24 protein-coding genes are annotated in these 23,661 nt (G+C 57.8%); 17 read left to right on the top strand and 7 right to left on the bottom strand.

The features are described from left to right. The first annotated feature begins 415 nt into the window (after positions 1-415). The 17 genes from AB4Z35_RS27590 (at position 416) to AB4Z35_RS27510 (ending at position 16,715) form a co-directional block, all read left to right on the top strand. Positions 416-778 carry a DUF6124 family protein gene (locus AB4Z35_RS27590; protein WP_442100614.1) on the top strand — a complete coding sequence of 121 codons (363 nt, stop codon included), beginning with the start codon at positions 416-418 and terminating at the stop codon, positions 776-778. Positions 779-1,138: 360 nt separating this feature from the next. Continuing rightward, the gene (locus AB4Z35_RS27585; protein WP_442100612.1) at positions 1,139-2,485 is read left to right on the top strand and encodes an outer membrane beta-barrel protein; all 1,347 of its coding nucleotides are present in this window, start codon (positions 1,139-1,141) and stop codon (positions 2,483-2,485) included. A gap of 87 nt (positions 2,486-2,572) precedes the next feature. Beyond that, positions 2,573-3,883 carry an ABC transporter substrate-binding protein gene (locus AB4Z35_RS27580; protein ID WP_442100610.1) on the top strand — a complete coding sequence of 437 codons (1,311 nt, stop codon included), beginning with the start codon at positions 2,573-2,575 and terminating at the stop codon, positions 3,881-3,883. Positions 3,884-3,908: 25 nt separating this feature from the next. Next, positions 3,909-4,634, top strand: a complete 726-nt coding sequence (locus AB4Z35_RS27575) for an ABC transporter ATP-binding protein (protein ID WP_442100608.1) — start codon at positions 3,909-3,911, stop codon at positions 4,632-4,634. Between the two features lie 3 nt (positions 4,635-4,637). Then, positions 4,638-5,330, top strand: coding sequence for an ABC transporter ATP-binding protein (locus AB4Z35_RS27570; RefSeq protein ID WP_007997988.1), 693 nt, complete (start codon positions 4,638-4,640; stop codon positions 5,328-5,330). 2 nt (positions 5,331-5,332) lie between these two features. Then, complete coding sequence (locus AB4Z35_RS27565) at positions 5,333-6,196, top strand: branched-chain amino acid ABC transporter permease (RefSeq protein WP_442100606.1); 864 nt, start codon at positions 5,333-5,335, stop codon at positions 6,194-6,196. Then, positions 6,196-7,224, top strand: a complete 1,029-nt coding sequence (locus tag AB4Z35_RS27560; RefSeq protein ID WP_007997984.1) for a branched-chain amino acid ABC transporter permease — start codon at positions 6,196-6,198, stop codon at positions 7,222-7,224. Before AB4Z35_RS27565 ends, AB4Z35_RS27560 begins: the two co-directional genes overlap by 1 nt. Before the next feature lie 183 nt (positions 7,225-7,407). Next, the gene (locus AB4Z35_RS27555) at positions 7,408-8,337 is read left to right on the top strand and encodes a LysR family transcriptional regulator (protein WP_095966002.1); all 930 of its coding nucleotides are present in this window, start codon (positions 7,408-7,410) and stop codon (positions 8,335-8,337) included. 246 nt (positions 8,338-8,583) lie between these two features. Further along, the gene (locus AB4Z35_RS27550; protein ID WP_442100603.1) at positions 8,584-9,078 is read left to right on the top strand and encodes a hydroxyquinol 1,2-dioxygenase; all 495 of its coding nucleotides are present in this window, start codon (positions 8,584-8,586) and stop codon (positions 9,076-9,078) included. A gap of 47 nt (positions 9,079-9,125) precedes the next feature. Beyond that, the gene (locus AB4Z35_RS27545) at positions 9,126-10,145 is read left to right on the top strand and encodes a hydroxyquinol 1,2-dioxygenase (protein WP_442100601.1); all 1,020 of its coding nucleotides are present in this window, start codon (positions 9,126-9,128) and stop codon (positions 10,143-10,145) included. 93 nt (positions 10,146-10,238) lie between these two features. Continuing rightward, positions 10,239-11,702 carry an aldehyde dehydrogenase family protein gene (locus AB4Z35_RS27540; RefSeq protein ID WP_442100599.1) on the top strand — a complete coding sequence of 488 codons (1,464 nt, stop codon included), beginning with the start codon at positions 10,239-10,241 and terminating at the stop codon, positions 11,700-11,702. Between the two features lie 8 nt (positions 11,703-11,710). Then, positions 11,711-12,778, top strand: coding sequence for a maleylacetate reductase (locus AB4Z35_RS27535; RefSeq protein ID WP_442100597.1), 1,068 nt, complete (start codon positions 11,711-11,713; stop codon positions 12,776-12,778). A 37-nt stretch (positions 12,779-12,815) separates the two neighbouring features. Continuing rightward, the gene (locus tag AB4Z35_RS27530; protein WP_442100595.1) at positions 12,816-13,688 is read left to right on the top strand and encodes a dioxygenase family protein; all 873 of its coding nucleotides are present in this window, start codon (positions 12,816-12,818) and stop codon (positions 13,686-13,688) included. Between the two features lie 3 nt (positions 13,689-13,691). Next, positions 13,692-14,009: a YciI family protein gene (locus tag AB4Z35_RS27525; protein ID WP_442100593.1), complete on the top strand. Its 318-nt coding sequence runs from the start codon at positions 13,692-13,694 to the stop codon at positions 14,007-14,009. Next, the gene (locus tag AB4Z35_RS27520) at positions 14,006-14,359 is read left to right on the top strand and encodes a Rieske (2Fe-2S) protein (protein ID WP_442100591.1); all 354 of its coding nucleotides are present in this window, start codon (positions 14,006-14,008) and stop codon (positions 14,357-14,359) included. The genes AB4Z35_RS27525 and AB4Z35_RS27520 overlap by 4 nt, the downstream gene beginning before the upstream one ends. A 67-nt stretch (positions 14,360-14,426) precedes the next feature. Further along, complete coding sequence (locus AB4Z35_RS27515; protein ID WP_442100589.1) at positions 14,427-14,882, top strand: hypothetical protein; 456 nt, start codon at positions 14,427-14,429, stop codon at positions 14,880-14,882. Positions 14,883-15,098: 216 nt separating this feature from the next. Continuing rightward, on the top strand, positions 15,099-16,715 hold the full coding sequence (locus AB4Z35_RS27510) for a mechanosensitive ion channel family protein (RefSeq protein WP_442100587.1): 1,617 nt from the start codon (positions 15,099-15,101) through the stop codon (positions 16,713-16,715). Between the two features lie 83 nt (positions 16,716-16,798). Here AB4Z35_RS27510 and AB4Z35_RS27505 read toward each other — a convergent pair whose 3' ends face one another. The 7 genes from AB4Z35_RS27505 to AB4Z35_RS27475 all read right to left on the bottom strand — a co-directional run bounded on the left by AB4Z35_RS27505 (position 16,799) and on the right by AB4Z35_RS27475 (position 22,603). Further along, positions 16,799-17,299, bottom strand: coding sequence for an outer membrane beta-barrel protein (locus AB4Z35_RS27505; RefSeq protein WP_007997957.1), 501 nt, complete (start codon positions 17,297-17,299; stop codon positions 16,799-16,801). 70 nt (positions 17,300-17,369) lie between these two features. Next, complete coding sequence (locus AB4Z35_RS27500) at positions 17,370-18,965, bottom strand: EAL domain-containing protein (protein ID WP_442100585.1); 1,596 nt, start codon at positions 18,963-18,965, stop codon at positions 17,370-17,372. A 234-nt stretch (positions 18,966-19,199) separates the two neighbouring features. Continuing rightward, on the bottom strand, positions 19,200-20,180 hold the full coding sequence (locus AB4Z35_RS27495; RefSeq protein WP_442100584.1) for a helix-turn-helix domain-containing protein: 981 nt from the start codon (positions 20,178-20,180) through the stop codon (positions 19,200-19,202). A gap of 126 nt (positions 20,181-20,306) precedes the next feature. Further along, positions 20,307-20,639 (bottom strand): hypothetical protein, encoded by a 333-nt coding sequence (locus AB4Z35_RS27490; protein ID WP_442100583.1) that lies wholly within the window; start codon positions 20,637-20,639, stop codon positions 20,307-20,309. 178 nt (positions 20,640-20,817) lie between these two features. Then, complete coding sequence (locus AB4Z35_RS27485; RefSeq protein ID WP_442100616.1) at positions 20,818-21,108, bottom strand: hypothetical protein; 291 nt, start codon at positions 21,106-21,108, stop codon at positions 20,818-20,820. Positions 21,109-21,302: 194 nt separating this feature from the next. Further along, positions 21,303-21,785: a hypothetical protein gene (locus tag AB4Z35_RS27480; RefSeq protein WP_442100581.1), complete on the bottom strand. Its 483-nt coding sequence runs from the start codon at positions 21,783-21,785 to the stop codon at positions 21,303-21,305. Next, positions 21,782-22,603, bottom strand: coding sequence for a winged helix-turn-helix domain-containing protein (locus AB4Z35_RS27475; protein WP_442100580.1), 822 nt, complete (start codon positions 22,601-22,603; stop codon positions 21,782-21,784). The genes AB4Z35_RS27480 and AB4Z35_RS27475 overlap by 4 nt, the downstream gene beginning before the upstream one ends. Positions 22,604-23,661 lie beyond the last annotated feature (1,058 nt).

Here is a 23,661-nt window from a genome sequence, read left to right as displayed (position 1 = left end):
CACACCGCCTTCGCGAGCAAGCCCGCTCCCACAGTTTTTTTGTGTCAGACAGATGTTTTGCAGCCGGCTGTTTGAGATCTGTTTAACGGCTGTCAGCGTTACTTCCCGCAAGCTACGTCGGCTTGCGTCATTGCCTACAGCTACGCCAGAATCCGCCGGCTTGTGCGTCTTGGGGGCGGGTTCTATCGTTGGCCGGTCGCTGCAAAACAACAGCGATCGGGTTTGGTAGCCCGGTTATCCAGGCGCAGTGCACCACGCTTTGCAGAGTTTTTGTCTCTGCTTAATGGTGGTCATGCGTAGGGCATCTTCGGATGCGCCGGGTTCCTGGGCCGGTCTACCAACCTGCGTATGGCCGCCACCCCTCGTTTGGTAGCGAAGGTTGATGGCTCCTCATCTACATCCAGGAGTTACATCCATGTTCAAAGTCACACCCAACCCCCCGGACACCGATCCGACATCCACGTACGAAAGCCTCGACTCCCAAAAGCTCCACGAAGCCGCCGAGCGCGCCCTCGATCACTACCTAAACCCCGGCCCAAGCATCATGGCCACGCCGCGCAAACCCGGTTCCATGTTCATCGTCAATCCCGAACTCAATGTCGAAACCTTGCTGGTGCATGCCTGTGAATCGCTGGCGTCGGCCAATGTCATGGCCACCGATCTGGTGGATCATCTGCAAGGAACCAGCCGCAATGCGCTGCTCGGCATTGCGCAAGTCATCATGCTCGGCGAACTGGCGGTGAACCGGGCGCTGGATCAGCTCGATCCACCTGAATAACCACAAATCTCCAAATCACCGATAGACCTGTAGGAGCGAGCCTGCTCGCGATGGCGGCGTGTCAGTCGACGTCTATTTCGTCTGACGCGCCGCCATCGCGAGCAGGCTCGCTCCTACAGGTGATTGGGGTCATACCCCAGTTCAACGACGCCAGCATTGTTCTGAATACGCAAACACTGAAGTCGCCGAGAATGGAATTGTTGGTGCAGTGGCGGACTTGTAGCCTCCATTACGCCGAACACCACGATCCGCCAACGATCGGGTGGAGCTCAAGCCAGGGCTCATCAAGACGTCATACCTTGCTTTCGGCCTCATGCCCCTTCGGGGGATTGGCGCCTAATAAAAATAAGGAAGGCAGGTATGAGTATTCGTGCATGGGTTTGCGCAGCAACCCTGTTCGCGCCCGTTCTGGGTGCCGACGTTTTGTTTCCCTCTATGGCTCTGGCAGCAGACGATCCCATGGGTTCGCTGGTGCGCAATGTCTTCGGCGACAGCCTTGAGCGTGAACATGGGATCAAGGTCTACGGCTGGGCTCAGGCCGGTGTGATCTATAACAACAACGGCACGGATGACGTCAGCAAGCAAAGCTTCTTCAATACCGACGAAGGTGTGAACCTCAACCAGTTCGCCCTGGCCGTGGAAAAGAAACCCAAGAGCAATGTGGTCGGTCGTGTCGGACCGTTTCCCGGACCGATGCCGCAAGAAGCTGACTGGGGTTTCAATGTCACGGCGCTGTACGGCAAGGACGCGCGTTTCTTCAAGACCTACGGCTGGGATGAAGACCTGAGCGTCAACCGCAACAACAAGGCCGAAGATCCGGCGTTGACCATTGCCCAGGCGTATGCTGATTTTTACTTCCCGGTGCTCGGCGGTTCGGATCTGATGATCGGGATTTTCCACACGCCGCTGGAAAACGAAATCGGCTTCGCCTTGCCATCCCCTGCACCCACTGACTTCTACTCGCACACCTATTCATTCATGCACGGCCCGGCCAAACATGCCGGAGCGCTGTACTCGTTCAAACTGCCTTCGAAACCGGGCGAAAGCATGCTCGGCTTCGAACTGGGTGTGGTCCAGGGCTGGAACAACCTGCAGGATCCCAATCACTCGCCGGACGTGATCGCCAACGTACGCTGGCGCTCGGCGGACTTCGGCACCTGGATCGACTGGGAGAACATCTACGGCAATGGTGCTGGCGACAGCTTCGCCGAATGCAGTTGTGGCTCGCCGCTGCCGGCGGGCACCAAGGATGACGACTTCAAGCGCCTGGCGTCTTATCTGACCCTTTCGCAAGTCATCGATCCAGACAACCGCGTGGCGCTGGAGTTGAACTACGGCAAGCAGGAGCAGGGTGCTTTCGCCGGGTTTGCCAACAAAAAAGACGCCACCTGGTACGGCGCGGACGTTAACTGGTACCACAAGCTTAGCGAAAACCTGATGTGGAACAGTCGCGCCGAGTGGTTCTACACCGACGCCCCGGTCCACGTGATGATGGCCAACATCGACCCGCACACCGGCGTTCCCGATCCGACCTGGGGCAGCTTCTACGGCGTCACCACCAACCTGGCCTGGACGCCGACACCCAACGTGCGCCTGCGCCCGGAACTGCGCTACGACATCCATTCAGGCCCGGGCCGCGATGCCTATGCCGACGGCGAAAAGGATTCGCAAGTGGTTGCGTCATTCGACGTCAGTTTCTTCTTCTAAACGGATTTCCCTACTTTATCCCTGACCCTGCGTGATGGCCCGGCCACACGTGGCGACCCCGTTCGTCCAGGCTTTTGGAGTACTTACATGACAGACAACAACGATAAGAACCTGTTTGGCCGCGACTTCTCCCGCCGTGATTTCCTGCGCGGCACCGGCGTCGCTGCCGGTGGCGTGGCGCTGTCCAGCCTGCCGTTCAACTTTGCCATCGGCAGCGAGCGGGTGATCAAGCTCGGTTATGTCAGCCCGCAGACYGGGCCGTTGGCACCTTTCGCGGCCGCCGACAACTACATCATCGAGTCGCTCAAGCAAGTGCTGAAGAGTTCGATCAATGTCGCAGGCAAGTCCTATCGCCTGGAAGTTATCGTCAAGGACAGCCAGTCCAACCCCAACCGCGCGGCGGAAGTGGCGAGCGAGCTGATCCTCTCGGACCAGGTTGATCTGATGCTGGTGTCGTCGACCCCGGAAACCACCAACCCGGTGTCCGACCAATGCGAAATCAACGAGGTTCCATGTATCTCCACGGTGGCGCCGTGGCAGCCGTGGTTCTTTACCCGTGGCGGCAAGCCGGAGCAGGGCTTTGAGTGGACTTACCACTTTTTCTGGGGCTTGGAAGATGTGATCGGTACCTACAGCGCCATGTGGGGGGCGATGCCGTCGAACAAAATCGTCGGTGGCCTGTTCCCCAATGACGGCGATGGCAATGCGTGGGGCGACCAGAAGCTCGGTTTTCCGCCGGTACTGGCGCAAAAGGGCTTTCAACTGGTCGACCCTGGCCGCTTCCAGAGTCTGACCGACGACTTCTCTGCGCAGATTGCCGCGTTCAAAAAGGCCGACGTCGAGATCGTTACCGGCGTGGTCATCCCGCCGGACCTGAGCACGTTCTGGACCCAGGCCCGGCAGCAAGGCTTCAATCCGAAAGCCGTGTCGGTGGGCAAGGCATTGTTGTTCCCGACGGCAGTCGAGGCATTGGGCAAGGCCGGCAACAACCTGTCGACCGAAATCTGGTGGAGCCCGACGCACCCGTTCAGCTCGTCATTGACCGGCGCCAGTGCCGGCCAATTGGCCCAGGGTTTCACCCAGGCCACCGGCAAGCAGTGGACGCAACCGTTGGGGTTCGTGCATGCCCTGTTCGAACTGGCAGTGGACATCCTCAAGCGCACCGAAGAAATCGGCAACGCCCAGGCGGTCCGCGATGCCTTGCTCAAGACCAACCTCAACACCGTGGTCGGCCCGATCAACTGGAATGGCGGACCGGTCAAGAACGTCGCCAAGACGCCTCTGGTCAGTGGCCAGTGGCGACTGGGCAAGGACAATAAATACGACCTGATCGTGACCAGCAATGCCACCGCGCCGGCGATTCCGTTGGGCGGCGAAATGCAGGCCATTACGTATTGATCGCGCAAAAGGACACCGGTGCACCATGCAACAGCCACTTCTACAAATGACCGATGTGCACAAAAGCTATGGCGAGGTGAAGGTCACGGATGCCATCGACCTGACCCTGCAATCCGGTGAAGCACTGGGCATCATCGGCCCCAACGGCGCGGGTAAAAGCACGCTGTTCAACCTGATCGCCGGCGGCGTGGCGGCGGACAAAGGCACGATTCATTTCGAAGGCCGCAACGTCACCCGCGAACCCGTGTTCAAGCGCTGCCAGCAAGGCATCGGCCGCTCCCATCAGATTCCGCATCCGTTCGTGAAGATGACCGTGTTCGAGAACCTGCTGGTGGGCGCGACCTTTGGTGCGCGGCTGCGTGACAACGAAGCCAGCCAGTGGTGTGCGCAGACGCTGGAGCTCACTGGCCTGATGCGCAAGGCCAACGTGCTGGCCGGTTCGTTGACCTTGCTTGACCGCAAGCGCCTGGAAATGGCTCGCGCCTTGTCGACCCGACCGCGCCTGTTGTTGCTCGACGAAATTGCCGGTGGCCTGACCGAACCGGAATGCCTGGCACTGGTGGAAACCATTCAAGGCATTCACAAGTCCGGCGTCGCCATCATCTGGATCGAGCACATCGTGCACGCCTTGCTGGCGGTGGTCAGTCGCCTGACGGTGATCAACTTCGGTGCCAAATTGGCCGAAGGCGAGCCGCGCAGCGTCATGGCCGATCCCCGGGTCCAGGACATCTACATGGGCATTGGGAGCTGACGCATGCTGACCATTGAAAAACTCTGCGCCGGCTACGGCGACTTTCAAGCGCTATTCGACATCAGCCTGACCCTTGAGGCCGGTGAAACCGTGGCGATCATCGGTTCCAACGGCGCGGGCAAATCGACGTTCCTGCGCTCACTCGCCGGGCTTATCAAGAACCAGCCCGGCGCCATCCACTTCAAGGGCCAGGCCATCGGTGACCTGGCGGCCAATCAGGTATTGGAGCGGGGCATCGCGCTGGTGCCGGAAGGCCGCAAGCTGTTTCCCTCGCTGACCGTTGAAGAAAACCTGCTGATCGGCGCCTACAGCAAACGCCCGGGGCCATGGACGCTGAAACGCATCTATCAGCTGTTTCCAGTGCTGGAAAAACTGCGCAAACGTCCCGGCACCGCGCTGTCCGGCGGCCAACAGCAAATGGTTGCGATTGGCCGGGGCCTGATGGCCAACCCGCATTTGCTGTTGTGCGACGAAATCAGCCTGGGCCTGGCGCCGACGACGATCAAGGACATCTACGCCGCGCTGCCCTCGATCAAGGCTGACGGCACCACGGTGATTCTCGTCGAGCAAGACATCAATCAGGCACTGAGTGTGTGCGACCGCTTCTATTGCTTTCAGGAAGGGCGCGTGTCCCTTACCGGTCGGCCTGGGGATGCGGACAAAGCACAAATCAAAGCCGCGTATTTCGGGATCTAGTGATGGAATGGCTCAATACTTTACTTCAAGGCATGTTGCTTGGCGGCCTGTACGCGATGTTCGCGGTGGGGTTGTCGTTGATGTTCGGCATCATGCGCCTGGTCAATATCGCCCATGGCGATTTCATCGTCCTGGCGTCGTACCTGGCACTGATGGTGGTCAATCATCTGGGGTTCAGCCCGTTGGCGAGCTTGCTAATCGTGGTGCCGCTGATGTTCTGTTTCGGATATCTGCTGCAACGGCTGTTGCTCAACCGCACGCTGGGCACGGACATCCTGCCGCCGTTGCTGGTGACGTTCGGCCTGTCGATCATCGTGCAGAACGGGCTGCTGGAATTCTTCAGTGCCGACAGCCAAAAACTCGCTCAAGGTGACCTTGAGGTGGCCAGTGTCGGCATTGGCAGCCTGAGCGTCGGCGTGATGCCGCTGATCGTGTTCTGCAGTGCGCTGCTGATCATCGGCGGCCTGCAATTGCTGTTCTACAAAACATCGTTGGGCCGGGCGTTTCGCGCCACCTCTGATGACCAGCACACCGCACGGCTGATGGGCGTCAACAACTCGCACATTTTCGGCCTGGCCATGGCGCTGGCGATGGCCGTGGTGTCGATTGCCGGTGTGTTTCTGGCGATTCGCACCAGTTTTGATCCTACGGTCGGGCCGGCGCGGCTGTTGTACGGTTTCGAAGCGGTGATCATCGGTGGCCTGGGCAGCCTGTGGGGCACGTTGGCCGGAGGGGTGATTCTCGGCGTTGCGCAAACCCTGGGGGCAAAAATCGATCCCGGCTGGCAAATCCTCGCCGGTCACCTTGTGTTTCTGCTGATCCTGGTCGTGCGCCCGCGTGGCCTGTTTCCCCGGAGTGTCGACTGATGAATGCCTTGAACAACCCCGCGCTCAGGTTTCGCGTACAACGCACGACCACCAGCAGCACCATCGGCCTGTCGTTGCTGGGCCTGTGCGTACTGATCTTGCTCAGTGCACCCTTGTGGGCCGACCGGGCGAGCCTGCGCCTGGTGGTGGAGTTCGCCTATTACCTGGCATTGGCGCAAATGTGGAACTTGCTGGCGGGCTACGCCGGCATGGTCTCGGTAGGGCAGCAGGCCTTCGTCGGTCTGGGCGGCTATCTGTTGTTTATGCTGGCGAGTCAATTCGGTGTGCCGCCCTTGGTCGCGGTGTTGCTTTCAGGCGTGTTGGTGGCGCTGTTGGCGATACCCACAGCGCTGATCGTGTTTCGTCTGCGTGGCGCCTACTTCGCCATCGGTACCTGGGTGGTGGCGGAGGTCTTCCGTTTGGGCCTGGCGCAGATGAGCAGTCTGGGTGGCGGTTCAGGGCAAAGCCTGCCGGCGGCGATTGTGCGGCAGATCGGCAATGACCGGGACGGGCGCGAAACGCTGATCTATTTCACTGCGCTGGCCATCGCCATTGCCGCCGTGGCCGTCGTGTTTTTTCTGCTGCGCTCGCGTCAGGGCCTGGCACTGGCATCGATTCGTGATTCTGAACCGGCGTCCGGAAGCCTCGGGGTGGATACGTTCCGAACCAAGTTGATGGTTTACGTGCTGGCCGCCGGTTGCACCGGTGTGGTCGGGGCGCTGATCTTCCTGCAAAAGCTGCGTATTTCCCCGGACGCCGCGTTCAACCTGCAGGACTGGACAGCGGTGGTGATCTTCATCGTGATCATCGGCGGCATCGGCACCCTCGAAGGACCGTTGATTGGCACGCTGATTTACTTCGTGTTGCGCGGCTGCCTGGCGCAATACGGTGCGGTGTACATGATCATCCTCGGCGTGGTCGCGGTGGTGATGATGCTCAAGGCCCCGCAAGGGGTGTGGGGACTGATCAGCGAACGCCTGGGCTGGCAGGTTTTCCCGATGCAGCGACGATTGTCCGCCCGGCCATGACCTGTAGGAGCGAGCCTGCTCGCGATGGACGTTAACGATAACGCTGGGTACCTGACWCCCCGCGGMGTYCTCAAGTCCATCGCGAGCAGGCTCGCTCCTACAGGCAGGTTTTCGCCCTGGATGTGGAGCGACAGGCTAACCTCGCTATTCATATAAGAACAAAAGCCTCCAGAGTACCTGCCCATGGATCGTTTACTCAGTGTCGAAGCCTTCGTGCGGGTTGCCGAAACCGGCAACTTCGCCAAGGCGGCCCAGCAACTGGGCGTGACCCGTTCGGTGATCACCCACCGGATCCAACAGCTGGAGCAATTCATCAATGCACCGCTGTTCCATCGCAGCACGCGCCATGTGCGGCTTTCCGAAGTGGGCGAGACCTACTACAAGGAGTGCGCGGACATGGTCGCGGGTTTCAACTCGCTGACCGAGCATATGCGCGAATTGCGCGCCAAACCCACCGGCAAATTGCGCGTGCAGATGTTGCCGGGGTTTGCCATCGGTCACTTCGGCCGCATGCTGGCCGAGTTCACGCGGTTGTACCCGGACATCGAAGTGGACGTGATCGTCAACGACCGGGTGGTGGACCCCATCGAAGAAGGTTTCGACGTGGCGTTCCAGATGTTCCCGCCCATGGCCGAAACCCTGATCGAGCGCAAGCTGTTCAGCGTGCGCCGATTGTTCTGTATGTCGCCCGATTATGCCGGCGAGTTCGGCGTGCCGACCCATCCCCAGGAGTTGCTGCAACACAAGATCGCCTTGTACGAAGGCTATCCGTCGCGCAACCGCTGGATCTTCACCCGCGACGACGAACAAGTGGAGCTGAGTCTGCCGGGCCAGGTGCGCTCCAACTCCGTGCACCTGCTGCGCGATTACGCGCAGACCGGGGTGTGCATTGTCTGCCTGCCGACCCTGGTGGCCAGCGATGACTTGCTCAGCGGCCGGCTGATTCCGGTATTGCCGGATTACGCACTGTCCTCGTTCAATTTTTCGGCGGTGTATCCCGCCACCCAGCGTCGGGCCTTGAAAGTGCGTACGTTGATCGACTTTCTGGTGGACAACTTCGGCGATGAGCCATGCTGGGACAAGCCCTTGCTGGAACGTGGCTGGGTCCGCTGAAAGGCAGAGCCCTGGCGAATACACTAAACCTGTGGGAGCGGGCTTGCTCGCGAAAGCGGTGTGTMAGTCGCCATCTGAGTCAACTGATAGATCTTGTTCGCGAGCAAGCCCGCTCCCACAAGTATTGCGCAGGCTCCAGTGTTTGCGTTTCGCAAACACTGTTGTCGCCGGTCCTCTAATTGTTCGCCGAGGTGGCGCGACGTACTGTTGGCTCACTGTTACTACAACAACAAAACGGTGAAAACCATGAGTAGCGCTGCAATCGAAACGGTCTTCGGCTCGCTGGACAACTACACCAAAGGGTCGGTTGAAATCATCAGCGGCCAGGCCAGCCACTATGCCTTTTCCAACATTTTCGAAGTGGCGGATAAATCCCTCCCTTATGAGAAAGTCGTGGTCGGTTTCAACCTCGGCTACGTCGTTGAGTCCATCCGTGCCGAAGGCCAGTCGCCCTGGTACACCGCAGCGCACGACGAGTTCGCCATTGTCATGGACGGTGAAGTTCGCGTGGATTTTCTCAAGCTCGATGCGCCGTTGAAAGCCGGTGAGGGTACGCACCTGGCCGGTGAGATACCTGCGGGAAAACCGATGGGCTACGTGCTGCTCAAGCGCGGCCATCAATGCCTGTTGCCAGTCGGCACCGCCTATCGCTTTGAAGCCAGTCGCCCGGGCGTGATCCTGCAGCAGACCATCAAAGGCCCGTTGTCGGTCGAGAAATGGGCAGACATCTGCTTCAAGTGATCTGCCGCTCCCGACCGTCCCACCCACAAAACAAGAGGAATTCCGCCATGGCCATGCTTGAAACCGCTGCCGACACCGCCCACCTTGCCGACGATGAAGTCCAGGCCAGCGCACCCCACGCCATTACCGGCTACCGCTCATACAAACTCGGCGCCTTCGAACTGTCGCGCGACGAGTATTTCGCCCGCATCACCTGGCCGGCCAAAGGCCAGACCCGCTCGCACCTGATCCCGGTCGATGCTTTCCTGCGCGCCATGATGCGCGACGTGGCCTGGGGCTTTTTCTATGGCTGGGTCAACTTTGACCACGTCATCGGTACCCGCAACTACTACGGCAAGGTCGACCTGTACGCCGGTACCTTCAATGGCACGCTCAAGGCGGCGGGGGTCAACTACACCGAAAACTTCGAAACGCCGCTGATCATGGCCACCTTCAAGGCGATCCTGCGGGACTGGACCAACGCCACCTTCGACCCCTTCGCCGCCCCGGAAGAAACCGGTAGCGCGTTCGGTCGCAAGAACGGCGACAACATCGAAGCCATCGAGCGCTCCCGCATCGCCACCAAACGCATGCCGGGCCTGAAGGATGACTCGCCGCTGCGTGACGACCTGCCGGTCAATCGCCAGTTCATCGATGTGCCGCAGGACGAACCGGAGGTCCATGCCGCCGAAGGCTTCGAAGGCGAACTGCATGCCTTCAACCTGTTCAAGTACCTGTCGCGCTCCGACGTGACCTGGAACCCGTCGGTGACCTCGGTGTGCAAGGCCAGCCTGTTCTGCCCGACCACCGAGGAATTCATCCTGCCGGTGTTCCACGGCAACGACCGCATCGAATGGTTCTTGCAGATGTCCGACGAAATCATCTGGGACGTCGGCGACAAGGACGACGGCAATCCCCGTGCGCGCATCACCATGCGTGCCGGCGACATCTGCGCCATGCCCGCCGACATCCGTCACCAGGGCTACTCGACCAAGCGCTCGATGCTGATGGTCTGGGAAAACGCCACGCCAAACCTGCCGCAACGCTACGAAAGCGGCGAACTCAAGCCGTATCCGATCGAGTTCTAGGACCTCGTGTCCGGCCCGGCCTCGCGCCGGGCAAAGCGTTCAGCAATCACTTCGTCAAACACTGCGCCAGCCGCGCGGTGCGAGGAAACCATTATGCAAAATCAGCTCTATATCGATGGCCGTTTCGTGGATGCGGTCGCTGGCGGCACCATCGACGTGGTATCGCCCCACGACGGTTCTTTAATCACCCGCATCGCTGCCGCCGAAGCCGCTGACATCGACCTCGCTGTCGCCGCCGCCAAGCGTGCCTTCCCGGCCTGGTCGGCCCTGGGGGCCGCCGAGCGCGGACGCCTGTTGCTTAAACTGGCGGACAGGATCGAAGAGTGCGGTGAAGAACTGGCGCAGCTCGAATCCCTCAATACCGGGCACCCGATCCGTGACTCCCGTGGCCTCGACGTGCCGCGTACGGCGGCGTGCTTCCGTTATTTCGGCGGTATGGCCGACAAGATCGAGGGTTCGGTGATTCCGGTCGAAGCCGGGTTTCTCAACTACGTGCAACGCAAACCGATTGGCGTGGTGGGGCAGATCGTGCCGTGGAACTTCCCGCTGATGTTCACCAGCTGGAAAATGGGCCCGGCGCTGGCGGCGGGCAACACCATCGTGATCAAGCCTTCGGAAATCACCCCGTTGTCGACCTTGCGCATTGTCGAGCTGATGACGGAAGTCGGTTTCCCCAAAGGTGTGGTCAACGTGGTGCCGGGCTACGGCCATACCGCCGGGCAAGCGCTGGCCGAACACCTCGACGTGGGCAAGATTGCCTTTACCGGTTCGACCGCCACCGGGCGCCGGATCGTCGAAGCCTCCAAAAGCAACCTCAAGCGCATCCAGCTGGAGCTGGGCGGCAAGGGCGCGAATATCGTGTTCGAGGACGCCAATCTGGACGCGGCGGTCAACGGCGCGGCGTGGGCGATCTTTCACAACCAGGGCCAGGCCTGCATCGCCGGCTCGCGGCTGATTCTGCACAAAGACATCGCCGACCAGTTCCTGGAGCGTTTCATCGCCCTGGCCAAGTCCATCCGCCTGGGCGATCCCTTGGACCCGGAAACCGAAATGGGTCCGCTGACCTCGGCGCTGCACCGCGACCGGGTATTGGCGTACATCGACATCGCGATAGAGCAGGGCGGCAAGGTCCTCGCTGGCGGCAAGGCACCGGACGATAAAGTGTTGGCCGATGGATTTTATGTTGAGCCGACAGTGGTCGAGGCCAGGCCCGGTGACCGCGTTTTCCAGGAAGAAGTCTTCGGCCCGTTCGTCACCGTGGTGCGCTTCAGCACCGACGAAGAAGCGTTGGCCATCGCCAACGACTCTGAATACGGACTAGGCAGCGGCCTGTGGACGCAGAACCTGAGCCGCGCACACAAAATAGCCGACGCGATTCACGCCGGCATGTGCTGGATCAACTGCTACAAACGGGTCAACCCCGGCAGTCCGTTTGGCGGTGTCGGTCAGTCCGGTTATGGCCGGGAAATGGGCTTCGAAGCGATCCACGATTACACCGAAGCCCGTTCGGTCTGGGTCAACGTCGATGCCAACATCCCTGCGTACTACAAACGCTGAGGCCTGCCATGAATCCTTTTGTTTACCAAAGCCTGCCGACCCGTGTGGTGTTCGGCTGGGGCAAGCTTTCGGCGCTGGCCGAGGAAATTGAACGGCTGGGTGCGCGGCGCGCGCTGATCCTCACCACACCGGAACAGCACGGGCTCGGCGAACAGGTCGCTGCGCTGCTCGGTGATCGTGCTGCCGGTGTCTATCCCAAAGCCGTGATGCACGTTCCGCTGGAAGTGGCGCAAGCGGCGCGCATTGAGGCGGCGCGGCTGGACGCCGATTGCTGCGTGGCCATCGGCGGTGGCTCGACCATTGGCCTGGGCAAGGCGATCGCGATGGAATCCGGCCTGCCCATCGTGGCGGTACCGACCACCTACGCCGGTTCCGAGATGACGCCGATCTACGGGCTTACCGAAAACCGCCTGAAAAAAACCGGACGTGATATTCGAGTTTTGCCCAAGACCGTCATCTACGACCCGCAATTGACCCTGACCCTCCCCACGCAGATATCCGCGTGCTCGGGCATGAACGCCATGGCCCATGCCGTCGAAGCGCTGTACGCCCAGGATGCCAACCCGATCATCGGCTTCATGGCCGAAGAGTCGATTCGCTCGCTGGCGCAGGCCTTGCCGGGCGTTGTCAGCAATCCCGATGACCCCGAGGCGCGCAGCCAGGCGTTGTATGGCGCGTGGCTGGCGGGCATTTGCCTGGGCTCGGTCGGCATGGCCTTGCACCACAAGCTCTGTCACACCCTGGGCGGCACGTTCAATCTGCCCCACGCACAGGCGCACGCCATCGTCTTGCCCCACGCCGCGCATTACAACCGCGAAGCGGCGGCGGGCCCGCTGCAACGGGCCGCCCGCGCATTGGGTGGGAGCGAAGTGAGCGAGGTCGGTGCCTTGTTGTACGCGCTGAACCAGAAACTGGGCATCCCACTGGCCCTGGCGGACATCGGCTTTCCGGCAAACGGCCCGGCCGAAGCCGCACAAATCGCTTGTGCCAGCCCTTACTACAACCCGCGGCCGTTCGAACAAGGCCCGATTGAGGCGTTGTTGAACCGTGCCCTGACAGGTCAGGCCCCAGCCTGATCTGCCGGCCACTTTTATCCACGTCGGAATAACAACAATGACCGATCAAGACAAAGCCATAGAGTCACTGATCTCCCAACAGGCGGTGAACAGCTTCAACGACGCGCCCAACGCGCGCTACAAACAGATCATGCAAAGCCTGGTTCGCCACCTGCATGCGTTTGTCAGTGAGGTCGAATTGACCGAACAGGAGTGGTTCGAAGGCATTGGTTTCCTGACCGACACCGGGCACAAGTGCGATGGCCTGGTGCGCCAGGAATTCATTCTGCTGTCGGACACMCTGGGCGTTTCGATGCTGGTCGACGCGATCAACCATCGCCACAGCGCAACGGCCACCGAAACCACCGTGTTCGGACCGTTCTACATCGACGGCATGCCGGATCGCGAGTTCGGCGAAAACATGGCCTTCACGCCCGGCGAAACGGCGCTGGTGCGCGGGCGCGTGGTCGACATTCATGGCAATGCCTTGGCCGGAGCGGTGCTGGACGTGTGGCAGACCGCCGAAAACGGCATGTATTCCGGACAGGACACAGAACAGCCTTTCGGCAACTTGCGCGGGCGTTATCGCACCGACGCGGATGGCTGCTTTGCGATTCGCACCATTGTCCCGGTGGCCTATCCGATACCGACCGATGGCCCGGTAGGGCGCATGCTCGATGCCGCCAACCGGCATGCGTGGCGGCCCGCGCATCTGCACTTCATGATCGAGGTGCCGGGCTATCGCAAACTGGTCACGCACCTGTTCAATCACGATGATCCGTATCTGCAATCCGATGCAGTGTTTGGGGTGAAACAGTCGTTGCAGGTGATTTATGAGGACCTGAACACCCACGACGATGTGTCCGCCAGGCTGGGTATGCAAGTGCCGTTCAAGCGGGCGTGTTATGAATTTGTCATGGAATCAGCGTGAATCATGGGCCAGTTCTTTGCGGTATTTGCCATCGACCATACGGATTGCCAGACACTGCGCCAGCGTTTGCGGCCCAGCCATCAGGCGCATTTGCGTGCTACTGGAGACCATCGAGTGGTGGTGCGGCTCGGCGGTCCGATGCTTGACGATGCCGGTGCGGCGATGAACGGCACGTTGCTGGTGATCGAGGCGGGTAGCTTGCCGGAGGTGGAAGCGTTCATGCAGGACGATCCGTACGTGCAGGCGGGCCTGTTCGCCAGCATCCAGATCCGCCCTTGGCACTGGAGCCTGGGCAACCCGGAACTGCGCGGTTTTCCATGAACACCATTACCTTGTGCCGACTCGAAGACATCGCCGACGGCGGGGCGCTGGGGCTGCCGCAGCACCAGCAATTGCATCCCGCCGGGCTGGTGGCGGTGCGTCAGGGCGAACAGGTGTGGGTGTACGTCAACCGCTGCCCGCATTTCTCGGTGCCGCTGGACTTCAATCCGCAGCAGTTTTGCACCTGGCGCGGCAAGGTTCTGATGTGCGCCCATCACAGTGCGATGTTTCGTTACGACGACGGGCACTGCATCGACGGCCCGTGTAAAGGCGCGCAACTGGAGGCCGTGCCCGTGCGTTGGGTCGACGACCGACTGGTCATGGAGATTGGGCCCACCGCCGGTCAGTAACCGGGTGGCCGACGGGGGCTGATCTAAACTCCTGTTGGGGGTGAACCAGGTTCATCCGGAGGTCATCATGAAAAAATTGTCACCCATCAGTCTGTGCCTCGCATTGTCGGTTTTGAGTGCCCCTGGATGGGCGCAAACAGTGGTGCCGATGAAAGGGCAAAGTTCGCAACAAACCCAGGCCGACATCAACGAATGCAACAGCATCGCTGCCAGCCAAAGCGCCTCGACGACTTCCACGCCTTCGGGCGGGCGGGTCAAGGGGGCTGCTGTGGGGGCCGCCGCGGGCGCGACGGCTGCCCAGGTGCGCGGCAATCAGCACGACGAGGCTTATGATCGAGTCGACGATGACAGGAAACAGGACTACCGCCAGAACCGCGCCAAGGAGACGGCGGCGGCTGGTGTCGTAGTCGGCGGTTCACGTCAGCGCCAGGAACGCCGGGAGCAATCGAAAACCACGCAGGCGAACACCACGACGGCTTACACCAGCTGTTTGCAGGGCAAGGGTTACCAGGTCAACCCTTGAATCAGGTACTGAACACACTGTAACTGTAGGAGCGAGCTCGCTCCGGGCGGCGATCCGACGATGGTCGTCAACGATAACGCGGGTTGGCAGGTGCCCCGCGGTGTTCTCTGGTTTATCGCGAGCAGGCTCGCTCCTGCAATCTGACAACCGTTCATCGGTGAACTACGCTGCGGTACGTACCCTCGATCTGAATTTTGTGAAGTAAGGATCCGACACATGCGGAGCAGGCTGCTCGCTGTAATGTTTACTGTTTTCGGGATGTTTTGGTCGGTGCAACTGTGGGCCGAGGATGCACCGAAAGCGGTTGATGCTCCCGTTGAATTGAAAGTGGCCAACCGCAGCATCATGGTGTTTCGCGCGACCATCCTCGGTGAAGCCCCGGCCTCGCGGGTCAAACGGGCGAAAGTGGTGATCGGTGAGGCGCTGGATGACGCCGTCGACCTCAATGTCACCCTCGACCCGATCATGAAAAGCTACATGGTGCTGCTGGGAAACCGACGCGCCTTTATCGTTTCGCCCAAGGACTTCGACGAGACCGAATACGAGTCGGTACAGCAGGCCGCCGAAGCCGCGGCTGGCAAGCTGCGCCAGGTCGTGGCCGAAACCCGGGAAGCCCGTAGCCTGCAATTGATTCTGCGCTCCGTAGTCACCGCGTTGATCGCCACCGGCGTTTACATCGCACTGCTGTTCGGCATGGTGGTCCTGCGGCGCAAACTGCTGAAAAAACTGCCCGACCTGATGCATCGGCACACCCAGGCCCTGAAGGTCGGGCGGGTTCCGCTGATCGACGCCAACTTCCTCTATCCATTGGTCAGCCGCGTGCTGGAATTGCTGCGCTGGGTCATCGTGTTGCTGCTCACTTACGAGTGGCTGGGGTTTGTCCTGTCGCGTTTTCCCTATACCCGGCCCTGGGGTGAAAGCCTTAACAGCTATCTGCTGGAAGTCGTCGACTATTTGCTGCAAGGGATTCTCGGGGCCATCCCCGGGCTCGGCGTGGCGCTGGCGATCTTTTTCATTGCGCGAGGCGCGACAGCATTCTCTCGCCGGATACTGCGGCGCATGGCCACGCCCGGGACCTTCAACTGGCTGAACCATGAAACCCTGAAGCCGACTCAGCGCCTGACTTCGCTGGCGATCTGGCTGTTTGCCCTGGCCATGGCTTATCCCTACTTGCCGGGTGCCGGTACCGATGCGTTCAAAGGCTTGTCGGTGCTGGTCGGCCTGATGATTTCGCTGGGTGCTTCCAGCGTCGTCGGGCAGGCGGCGGCCGGATTGATCCTGACGTACACCCGAACCCTGCGACCCGGTGAATTCGTGCGCATTGGCGAGCACGAAGGGACGGTCACTGAACTGGGCATGTTCACCACGAGCATTCGTACCGGCCTTGGCGAAGTACTGACCCTGCCCAACTCGATGATCACCGGCACGGTCACCAAGAACTACTCGCGGGTGGTACAAGGCCCCGGTTATGTGGTCGACACCGTGGTCACCATTGGCTATGACACCCCCTGGCGACAGGTCGAAGGGATGTTGCTGGAAGCCGCCAAACGCACGCCCGGCGTCCTCGAAACCCCACCGCCGCAGGTGTTCCAGACGGCTTTGTCGGATTTCTATCCCGAGTACCGGCTGGTGGCCCAGGCCATCCCCAGTCAGCCACGGCCACGGGCGGTGCTGCTGAGCATGCTGCACGCCAACATCCAGGATGTGTTCAACGAGTACGGCGTACAGATCATGTCGCCGCACTATCTGGGTGATCCGCAGCAAGAGAAATGGGTGCCCAGGGACAAGTGGTACATGGCACCTGCGCAGGAATCGAAGGAACCGTTGAAGTAATGGCAGGGGGGCTGGCAGGAGGAGGACGAGCATTGCGGCGAGTGCGATGAGCGACCGGGGGAGGCCGCTCGGTTGTAGCGGTGTTAAAAAAGCATATAGGCGGATGCGGTCGTCTGATTCAGGTTGATCTCTCCGACCTCCAGAACTTCGTATTCGGCGCGCAGGCCGATGTTGCGAAAGACATCGACCTCCAGGCCGACACCGTAGGTCAGATCAACCCCGGTATCGTCGTCGGTGGCATTGCCGTCGGCGTCCCAGGCGTGAGCACCGACACTGCCGAATACCCGCATCCGATCGCCCAACGGGAAGCCGACATGGGCGGCAGCCTGAGCCGATTTGCCTTCGAAATCGAGATTCTTGTCCTTGAATTGACCCAGATCGACGTAGGCGCCCTCGAAGGCCAGGTAGCTATTGACGCGATACCCTGCATAAACCTTGTAGCTAGTATCGTCGTCGTCCAACTTGGATTCGTCGGTCTGGATGTTGCTTACGCCAGCTCCAAGATACAAACCTTTGTCATCAGCGAGCGCCTGAAAAGTCAGCAACGATAGCAGTGAAGCGAAGCCAAGGTTTCGAAGTAGCATGTGTAGTGGAGTCCTTGTTCAGGTTTGTCAGGTGTTAGGGTTCGGCGAGCATTTGAGGGGCCATGAGGGGTTAATAGAAGTCATTGATTGATATTTTTGAGTCGCAAGGCGGGATGTTTGCCGGACATTGAAAGTAGCGTCTTGCCAACGCTTGAATGGGTAGCGCTTTGCAGAACAACCAGCCTTGTGCCAATACAACCCCCTCCGAAACCAGATGCGGCAGTTGCTGCTGACTCTCGACACCTTCGGCCACGACCTTGAGTCGTAGCGACTTGGCCAACCGGGCAATGTGTCGCCACAAGGCGTCGTTGGCCGCGATCTTGTCGTCTGCGATGAATGAGCGATCTATTTTCAGAATGTCGAAAGGCACTGAATCCAGGAGCGAGAGGTTGGAATAGCCGATACCGAAGTCGTCCACGGCAATGCGATGACCACACGCACGAAGCCGTCGCAATTGCATGGCGGCAGGCTTCTGATCGAGCAAGGTCCTTTCGGTGATTTCAAAAGTCATGGCGGACGCAGGCATGCGGTAGGTTGCCAGCAGGCTGGCCACAAAATCTGGAAAGGTGGGGTCCTGAATATCCTGGGCGCAAAGATTGACCGTGATGTAGAAGTCCTTGCACGCCCAAAGGTAGGTGCTGTAATCCTCCGCCACTTGTCGAATCACCGACCGCGTCAGTTTGCGGATCAAGTCAGACTTTTCCGCCACCGCAATGAAAACATCCGCAGGCACATGGGTGCCGTTGTCGCTCCAGTGAGAAAGTGCTTCGGCGCCCTCCAGATAGCCCGTCGTCAAATTGACGATAGGCTGGTAGTGAACACCCAGCGTGTTGGCTTTTATGGCATTGCGAAGCCGTACCGCAGTAGAGGTGTAATGCCGTTGAGTACACCTTGCGAGGAAGAGCAGCGTTGCGAACACGCACACGAGGCCAAGGAATAATTTGAATTTGAGACTTGTCAGGTAACTCAACGGAAGAGAAATGACGCAGATCAGTTCATTTCGCTTGCCCGCAAAGGCGATCAGGACCTTGTCTGCCGAGGTCACCAGTTCTTCAAGGTGGAACGGCTTCTGCATCTTCAGCGGCTGAGCACCCGTAGAGGCAATGGGCACAGCGCCGCCGGGGCCGATGAGGTCCAGTTGCAGGTCCTCGGGAAACTTCAAGTTGTCGAGCAGGATCTTCTTGTTTGCCCAGACGTAGGTTGATTGTTCCGACACAATGATAAAGTCGGTGTCCGCAGAAACTGTGTGGCCAGAATCGACCCAGTAGGTTCGTTTTCCAACGGAGAACTTGCGCTTGACGTTACCGGCCAGTAATGACGGGAGTTCTTGTCCGTAGGAAGAACAGATCTTGCCATTGGGTAGCTCGATTGCCGCTTGATCAACAAATCGCAGGTTTTTAACCAGCTCGGCCAGTTGTGAGTATTGCTCGACGGAGCATTCCTCACCCGAACGATCAAGATCGCCGAGGGCTTCCAGTACTTTGTCGATCTGCGCATTAGGCTCTACCTGAGCAGCACGCAGATCGGCATAAACGTTATTCAACTTCCGTGAAATGATTGGCTCCGCCAGTCCTCCAGCACAGAACCATGCGGCCCAGCCCGTCGCAGCAATCAGGCATACAGTGACTGCGTGCCTTCCAAGTAACGCTTTATATATGGCAACCATCGAAAACCCCGAGGTATCAATATTTCACTGTGCACCTTGTAGTCGCGGATTAAACGTCTTCAGTACCAGTCAATTACCCCGGCCAACAAGATGCCGCTTGCATAGGCGATAATGCACAGGGCGATTTTCTGCTTGAGTGGCAGTGTGTTTATTCGATGATGCATGCTTATCTCCTTGGACGGGCAAATAAGCAATTGTGGGTACCTGTGCCTGGTAAAACGTAATTATTAATCGTTATTTGCCGGGTTTTGATAAAAGCCCGTCAACGACCTGATTGTAAACGGAGGAGGTCGTGTTCCTGGGCTTGGCTGAGTTGCGCCTGGCCGTTTCCGACGGTGTCTCTCCGTATGCAATCTGATACGCCTTGGAAAACCGGCCCAGATGATGGAAGTTCCAGAACATCGCGGTTTCTGTCACGGTGGGCCAGGTTTTGTTTATCAGATCGAGACGGGCGCTTGCGAGCCTCAGGTTCCTGATATACGCGATTGGCGACATCCCGAACGTTTCAATAAAGCCAAAGTGCAAGGTGCGGGTTGTGGTTTCAAGTTGCCTTACGAGTGATTTTATAGTGAGCGCTTTTTTTGTGTTTTCATGAATGTACTCTATGGCTTCTATCGCCACTTTTCTTCTTGTCGGGACTTTACGGCTGAAGCCGCCAGCGGGCGTCAATGCCTGCAATAGAGAAGAAAGTACCGTGCCAGCGTCGTTGATGTCGTTACAGGAAACGCTGATGGCTTGAATGGCAGATCGTATGAATTGAAAGTTTTCAGCCTGGAAACAGTGTTTTGTTCTGTTGGCAAGTATATCGATGACCGAGTGATGTTGGCGGCACCGGTCATAGTTTTCCAGTGTTGTGGTGATGGTGAAAAGTGTTTCATTCGGTTCGCAGGTGTAATGCACCGTTTCATCACTGTGCAGTACGATGACTTCGTTAGGCCGTAGTTTGTGATTGTTTACGACGGGGCGTCCAATCGGGGCCTGCGAAATGGCGAATGTCACGAATCCGGCAGGGACAGAACTGACCAGGGTGAGGGATGAGTCGAACTCAAGACGACTGCACTGGAGTTCGGCACTGTGAAAGAGCTTGTGTTGCCGAATGCGCGCCTCATGCTCGGTCGGAATAAGGCTCATTTCCCATTTGCCTATTGTTCTATTCAGTTGGCTCGGCAAGGCAGAAGACAAATGAAAGATCTCGTCGGGCGGTGCGATACTCATGAAATTGAAGGCTCATCTGTTAAATGATTAGGGTCAAGCCTGACGGGCAGTCATGGAGAGGATACGCGATACGGCGTCCGTTCTGTCGGTGAGTCGACCCCATTGCCATTGGCTTTGAACGGGTTGTCAGAGTCCCCGGATCAGTTCCAGCTCTGCCGAAAATGCGTACTTGTTGTCCAATGGTGAGTCGTCCATGTGTTGAACGTTGCGCGGGTCAATTTTCGAACTGAAGATCTGCGATTGGGGTTTCATCGGGTCAATGGCTGCAGCTGTAAAGGAGTAAAAGTCGTCAATACGATAACCGGTTTTTACCTGATAGTTGGCTTTCACAGCATTTAGGGCCTTCTTGTTGGTTTCGACATTCGTCAATTTGGCACTGTAGACGCCCTTGTCGTCGGCCATGGCCTTGAGAGAAAGCAATAAACCAAACGACACGGTGACAAAGTTTTTCAATAGCATCGAGGTGATTTCCTTATTAACAGTTTATTCAGGCAGAACCTGGTGTCAGCTGCATCTCTGCCATGGCTTGGTCTGTAAATAATCTCACTTCGATGGTGCCCGCCAAAGTCAATAACTCATATTTTCCAGGTCGTCAGAAGGGGGCAGTCACCGCCTGCCTCGGCGAACACCACGTGTCTCAAAGGAATATGCGCGTGTTGGCGTAACTCGTGCCGGTATCACCTTGTGGCGGGGTAGGGAGAGCAGAATCACTGTCCTGCTCGTCCGTATGATACTCATTCTCACTATGAATTTTCAGATGCGACTGTTTCTGGCTGTCATCCGGGTTTGTTTGAATTTCATAATATTCAATTGTCGTGCTTTCGACGGAGTGCTCGTCATGCGCCAACGAATAAAGTGGCATTGCAGACAGAAACAAGACTGCCAGGAATCCGAAAGTCGTCGATTTATTGGCTCGCAGGAAATGCATGGCTTTCACTTGATTCCCCTGTATAAGGCGTTGTCCCGGACGAGAATCAAGCAGGCTCGATTCCAAAGATTATCGGCGAGGGATTTTTTGCTGGGGCGCCATCTGATTCAAATCAATAACTGTTATTTTTGGAGTGGAGAATTCTTTGATATGAACCTGTACCAGGCGGGTGTCGAGTCAGTGCGGGAAGCCGATCAATGGTTCATGCAGCGCAAGCGGCCAAGTTCGTGTACGTAAAAACACACGGCGTTTTTGTCCGGCGTCGGAATCAATTCGTAGTTTAGAATGGCACCTTCTTGCAAGACGTATTGCCGTCTGAAGAACAGGTCAGGGGTCTTTTCAATGGCGAACAGTTCATTGTCCTGGCTTAGCTTGACGTTGCTGACTTTGATCTGGACGTGTGTTTTGCTTTCTCCGATTATATTCGCCGATATAGTCGCATTGCGGATTTTTCCATTCAGGCTTTCCAGCGTGGTCCCCGTGAGTCGACCATGCCCGATAGTGAGGTACTCTTCGGTGTTGAGTTGATTGAGATCTTCCAGCCATTGCCGGGTTTTTGTTTGATAACTGGTGTTTTCCATGTAGTGCGAAGGCGAATAAACAAAGGAGAAAATACAGAGTGCATTAATCAAGACTATAAGCGGCCAGTGAATGACTTGCGGAATTTCAAACTTCATAAGGTGACTTCCAGACATTGACGAATCATCAAGGCGAGGTCTCTTTCGCTGCTATTTAATTGTAAATTTGCAGTGCTCAGATCCGGGCGAATGCACGAAACGGAATAGTTGGCTTTATACAGGTTGATCCAGACTTGACCCTTCAGATTTGGCGGTAGCTGTTCAGATTGCTTGGCCGACAGATCCATCAGCGCTTGTGCCTCGGCCAGATCATTGCCTACGGCATGGATGACCAGTCCATTCTTGTCAACGCTGGAAATTTCAATTTTTGGCATGTCGAAGTCGAATTGAAAAATAGTGAAGGCTCCGACTGCCAGCGTAACGACATAAGCGATCAGTTGAGCCTTCGTAATGCGGGTGGATTTACTGGTTTTAACTGAGGGTGCAGGCCGCTCATCACTACCGGTTGGCGGTAGTTGTTCTGTGACGGGAGCGGGTGGCTGCGCAGTTTCCTCTGAGGGTACTGGTACATCTTCTTGCACATCGACGACACAGTGTCGGTTGAAGCAATATCCTCGTCGAGGAACAGTCATCAAAATCTCGTGATCTCGACCGTCATTAAGAATATTGCGTAGTGAGAAAACGGTTTGATTCAAACTGCCGGAGGCCACCACACGGTCATTCCAGGTGTAGTCGATGATTTCGTCACGGCTTTTAGTGACACCTGGCTCCATGAGCAGCAGGTCCAATAGACGCGACTCAGCTCTACCTAGCGTGGAATTCTGTACATCTCCATGGGGTGTTGTAATGGAAAGCACGGCGCTGTCTGGGTCGAATACTGCCACAGCGCCATTTTTCAATTTGAAGGTGTGGCTCATAGAAATCTTCCGTTCAGGCGGTACTGGCCTGAGTATAGGGGCCGGATTTGGCTCGGTACATTCTGGTCTGGGAGGCGAACGAAGATGAGGGCCAAGCGCAAGGTGCACTGTGTGTCGCATTTACAATGCCGGAATGGCTCGTTTCAGTGGCGTGCAGTGCGGCAAACAGCCCTGCCTGTCAGAGGAATAAATTGAATCAAACAAAGGAAAAGCATTGCTGGATGACCCGCGGTTTTTGATTTGGACACCGTGAATAATGCTTGGAACTGATTTTCTGCGCTATCCGAAAACTGCAAGCTCAGGCAGGTGGATTTGCACGGAGCCACGCCTGAGTGAACTAACTTCGCTGTCTCGACAAGGCATCAATTGCTATTTGAATTGTCACGATACAAATCAATGATCGTGTTTTTGTGCGCCTGGCTCGTTGAGGAATATTTTTGATTCTTATTAGCTTTGAACCAGGATCGTTACGGCTTTAAATGGATCTCGAGGAGCGTTGACACAAATCACGTTCATGGTTTGCTCGTCGGGGCGTAAACGATCCTCACCTCTCGTTCAACAGCCTTTGCCCCGCGTCCTTTCATGGAGGATGCGGGGCTTTTTTTCCGTTTGGTGCTTCAATGCCCCCTGAATTCGTCCATCAAATTATCTGAATTTCAGTAGCACGTATGTAATCGCCATCCAAATGTGAGTAACGCTCACACCCACTACATGGATGACCAGAAGACGTTTCAGGTGAGGCGGAAAGTTCTCGATATCCTCAGAAGCATCCAGATGATGACGGCTCAGATACAGAGTAAATGCAATACTTACACAGCCCAGCAAGATTGGGCCGGCCAGAAGCCAGAAAGCAAACCAAAACGACCAAAAGTCCTCACCCATCATGGCTAATGCCAGTCAGTTAAGTAATTTCAGCCGCGACACCCTTTGTAGCAGCTGCCGAGCCCGCGAGGCTGCGTTCGGCTGCGAAGCAGTCGTAAAATCAGTCATTGCGCTACGTCAGGCAGGCCGCGTCAGCTGGACTCACGGCTGCCATGCAGCCGAACGCAGCCTCGCGG

It is taken from the genome of Pseudomonas sp. KB_15 (assembly GCF_052114525.1).
Classification (GTDB): domain Bacteria; phylum Pseudomonadota; class Gammaproteobacteria; order Pseudomonadales; family Pseudomonadaceae; genus Aquipseudomonas.
Note: the sequence above shows the minus strand (reverse complement) of the source record. Positions and strands in the feature narration are given on the sequence as shown.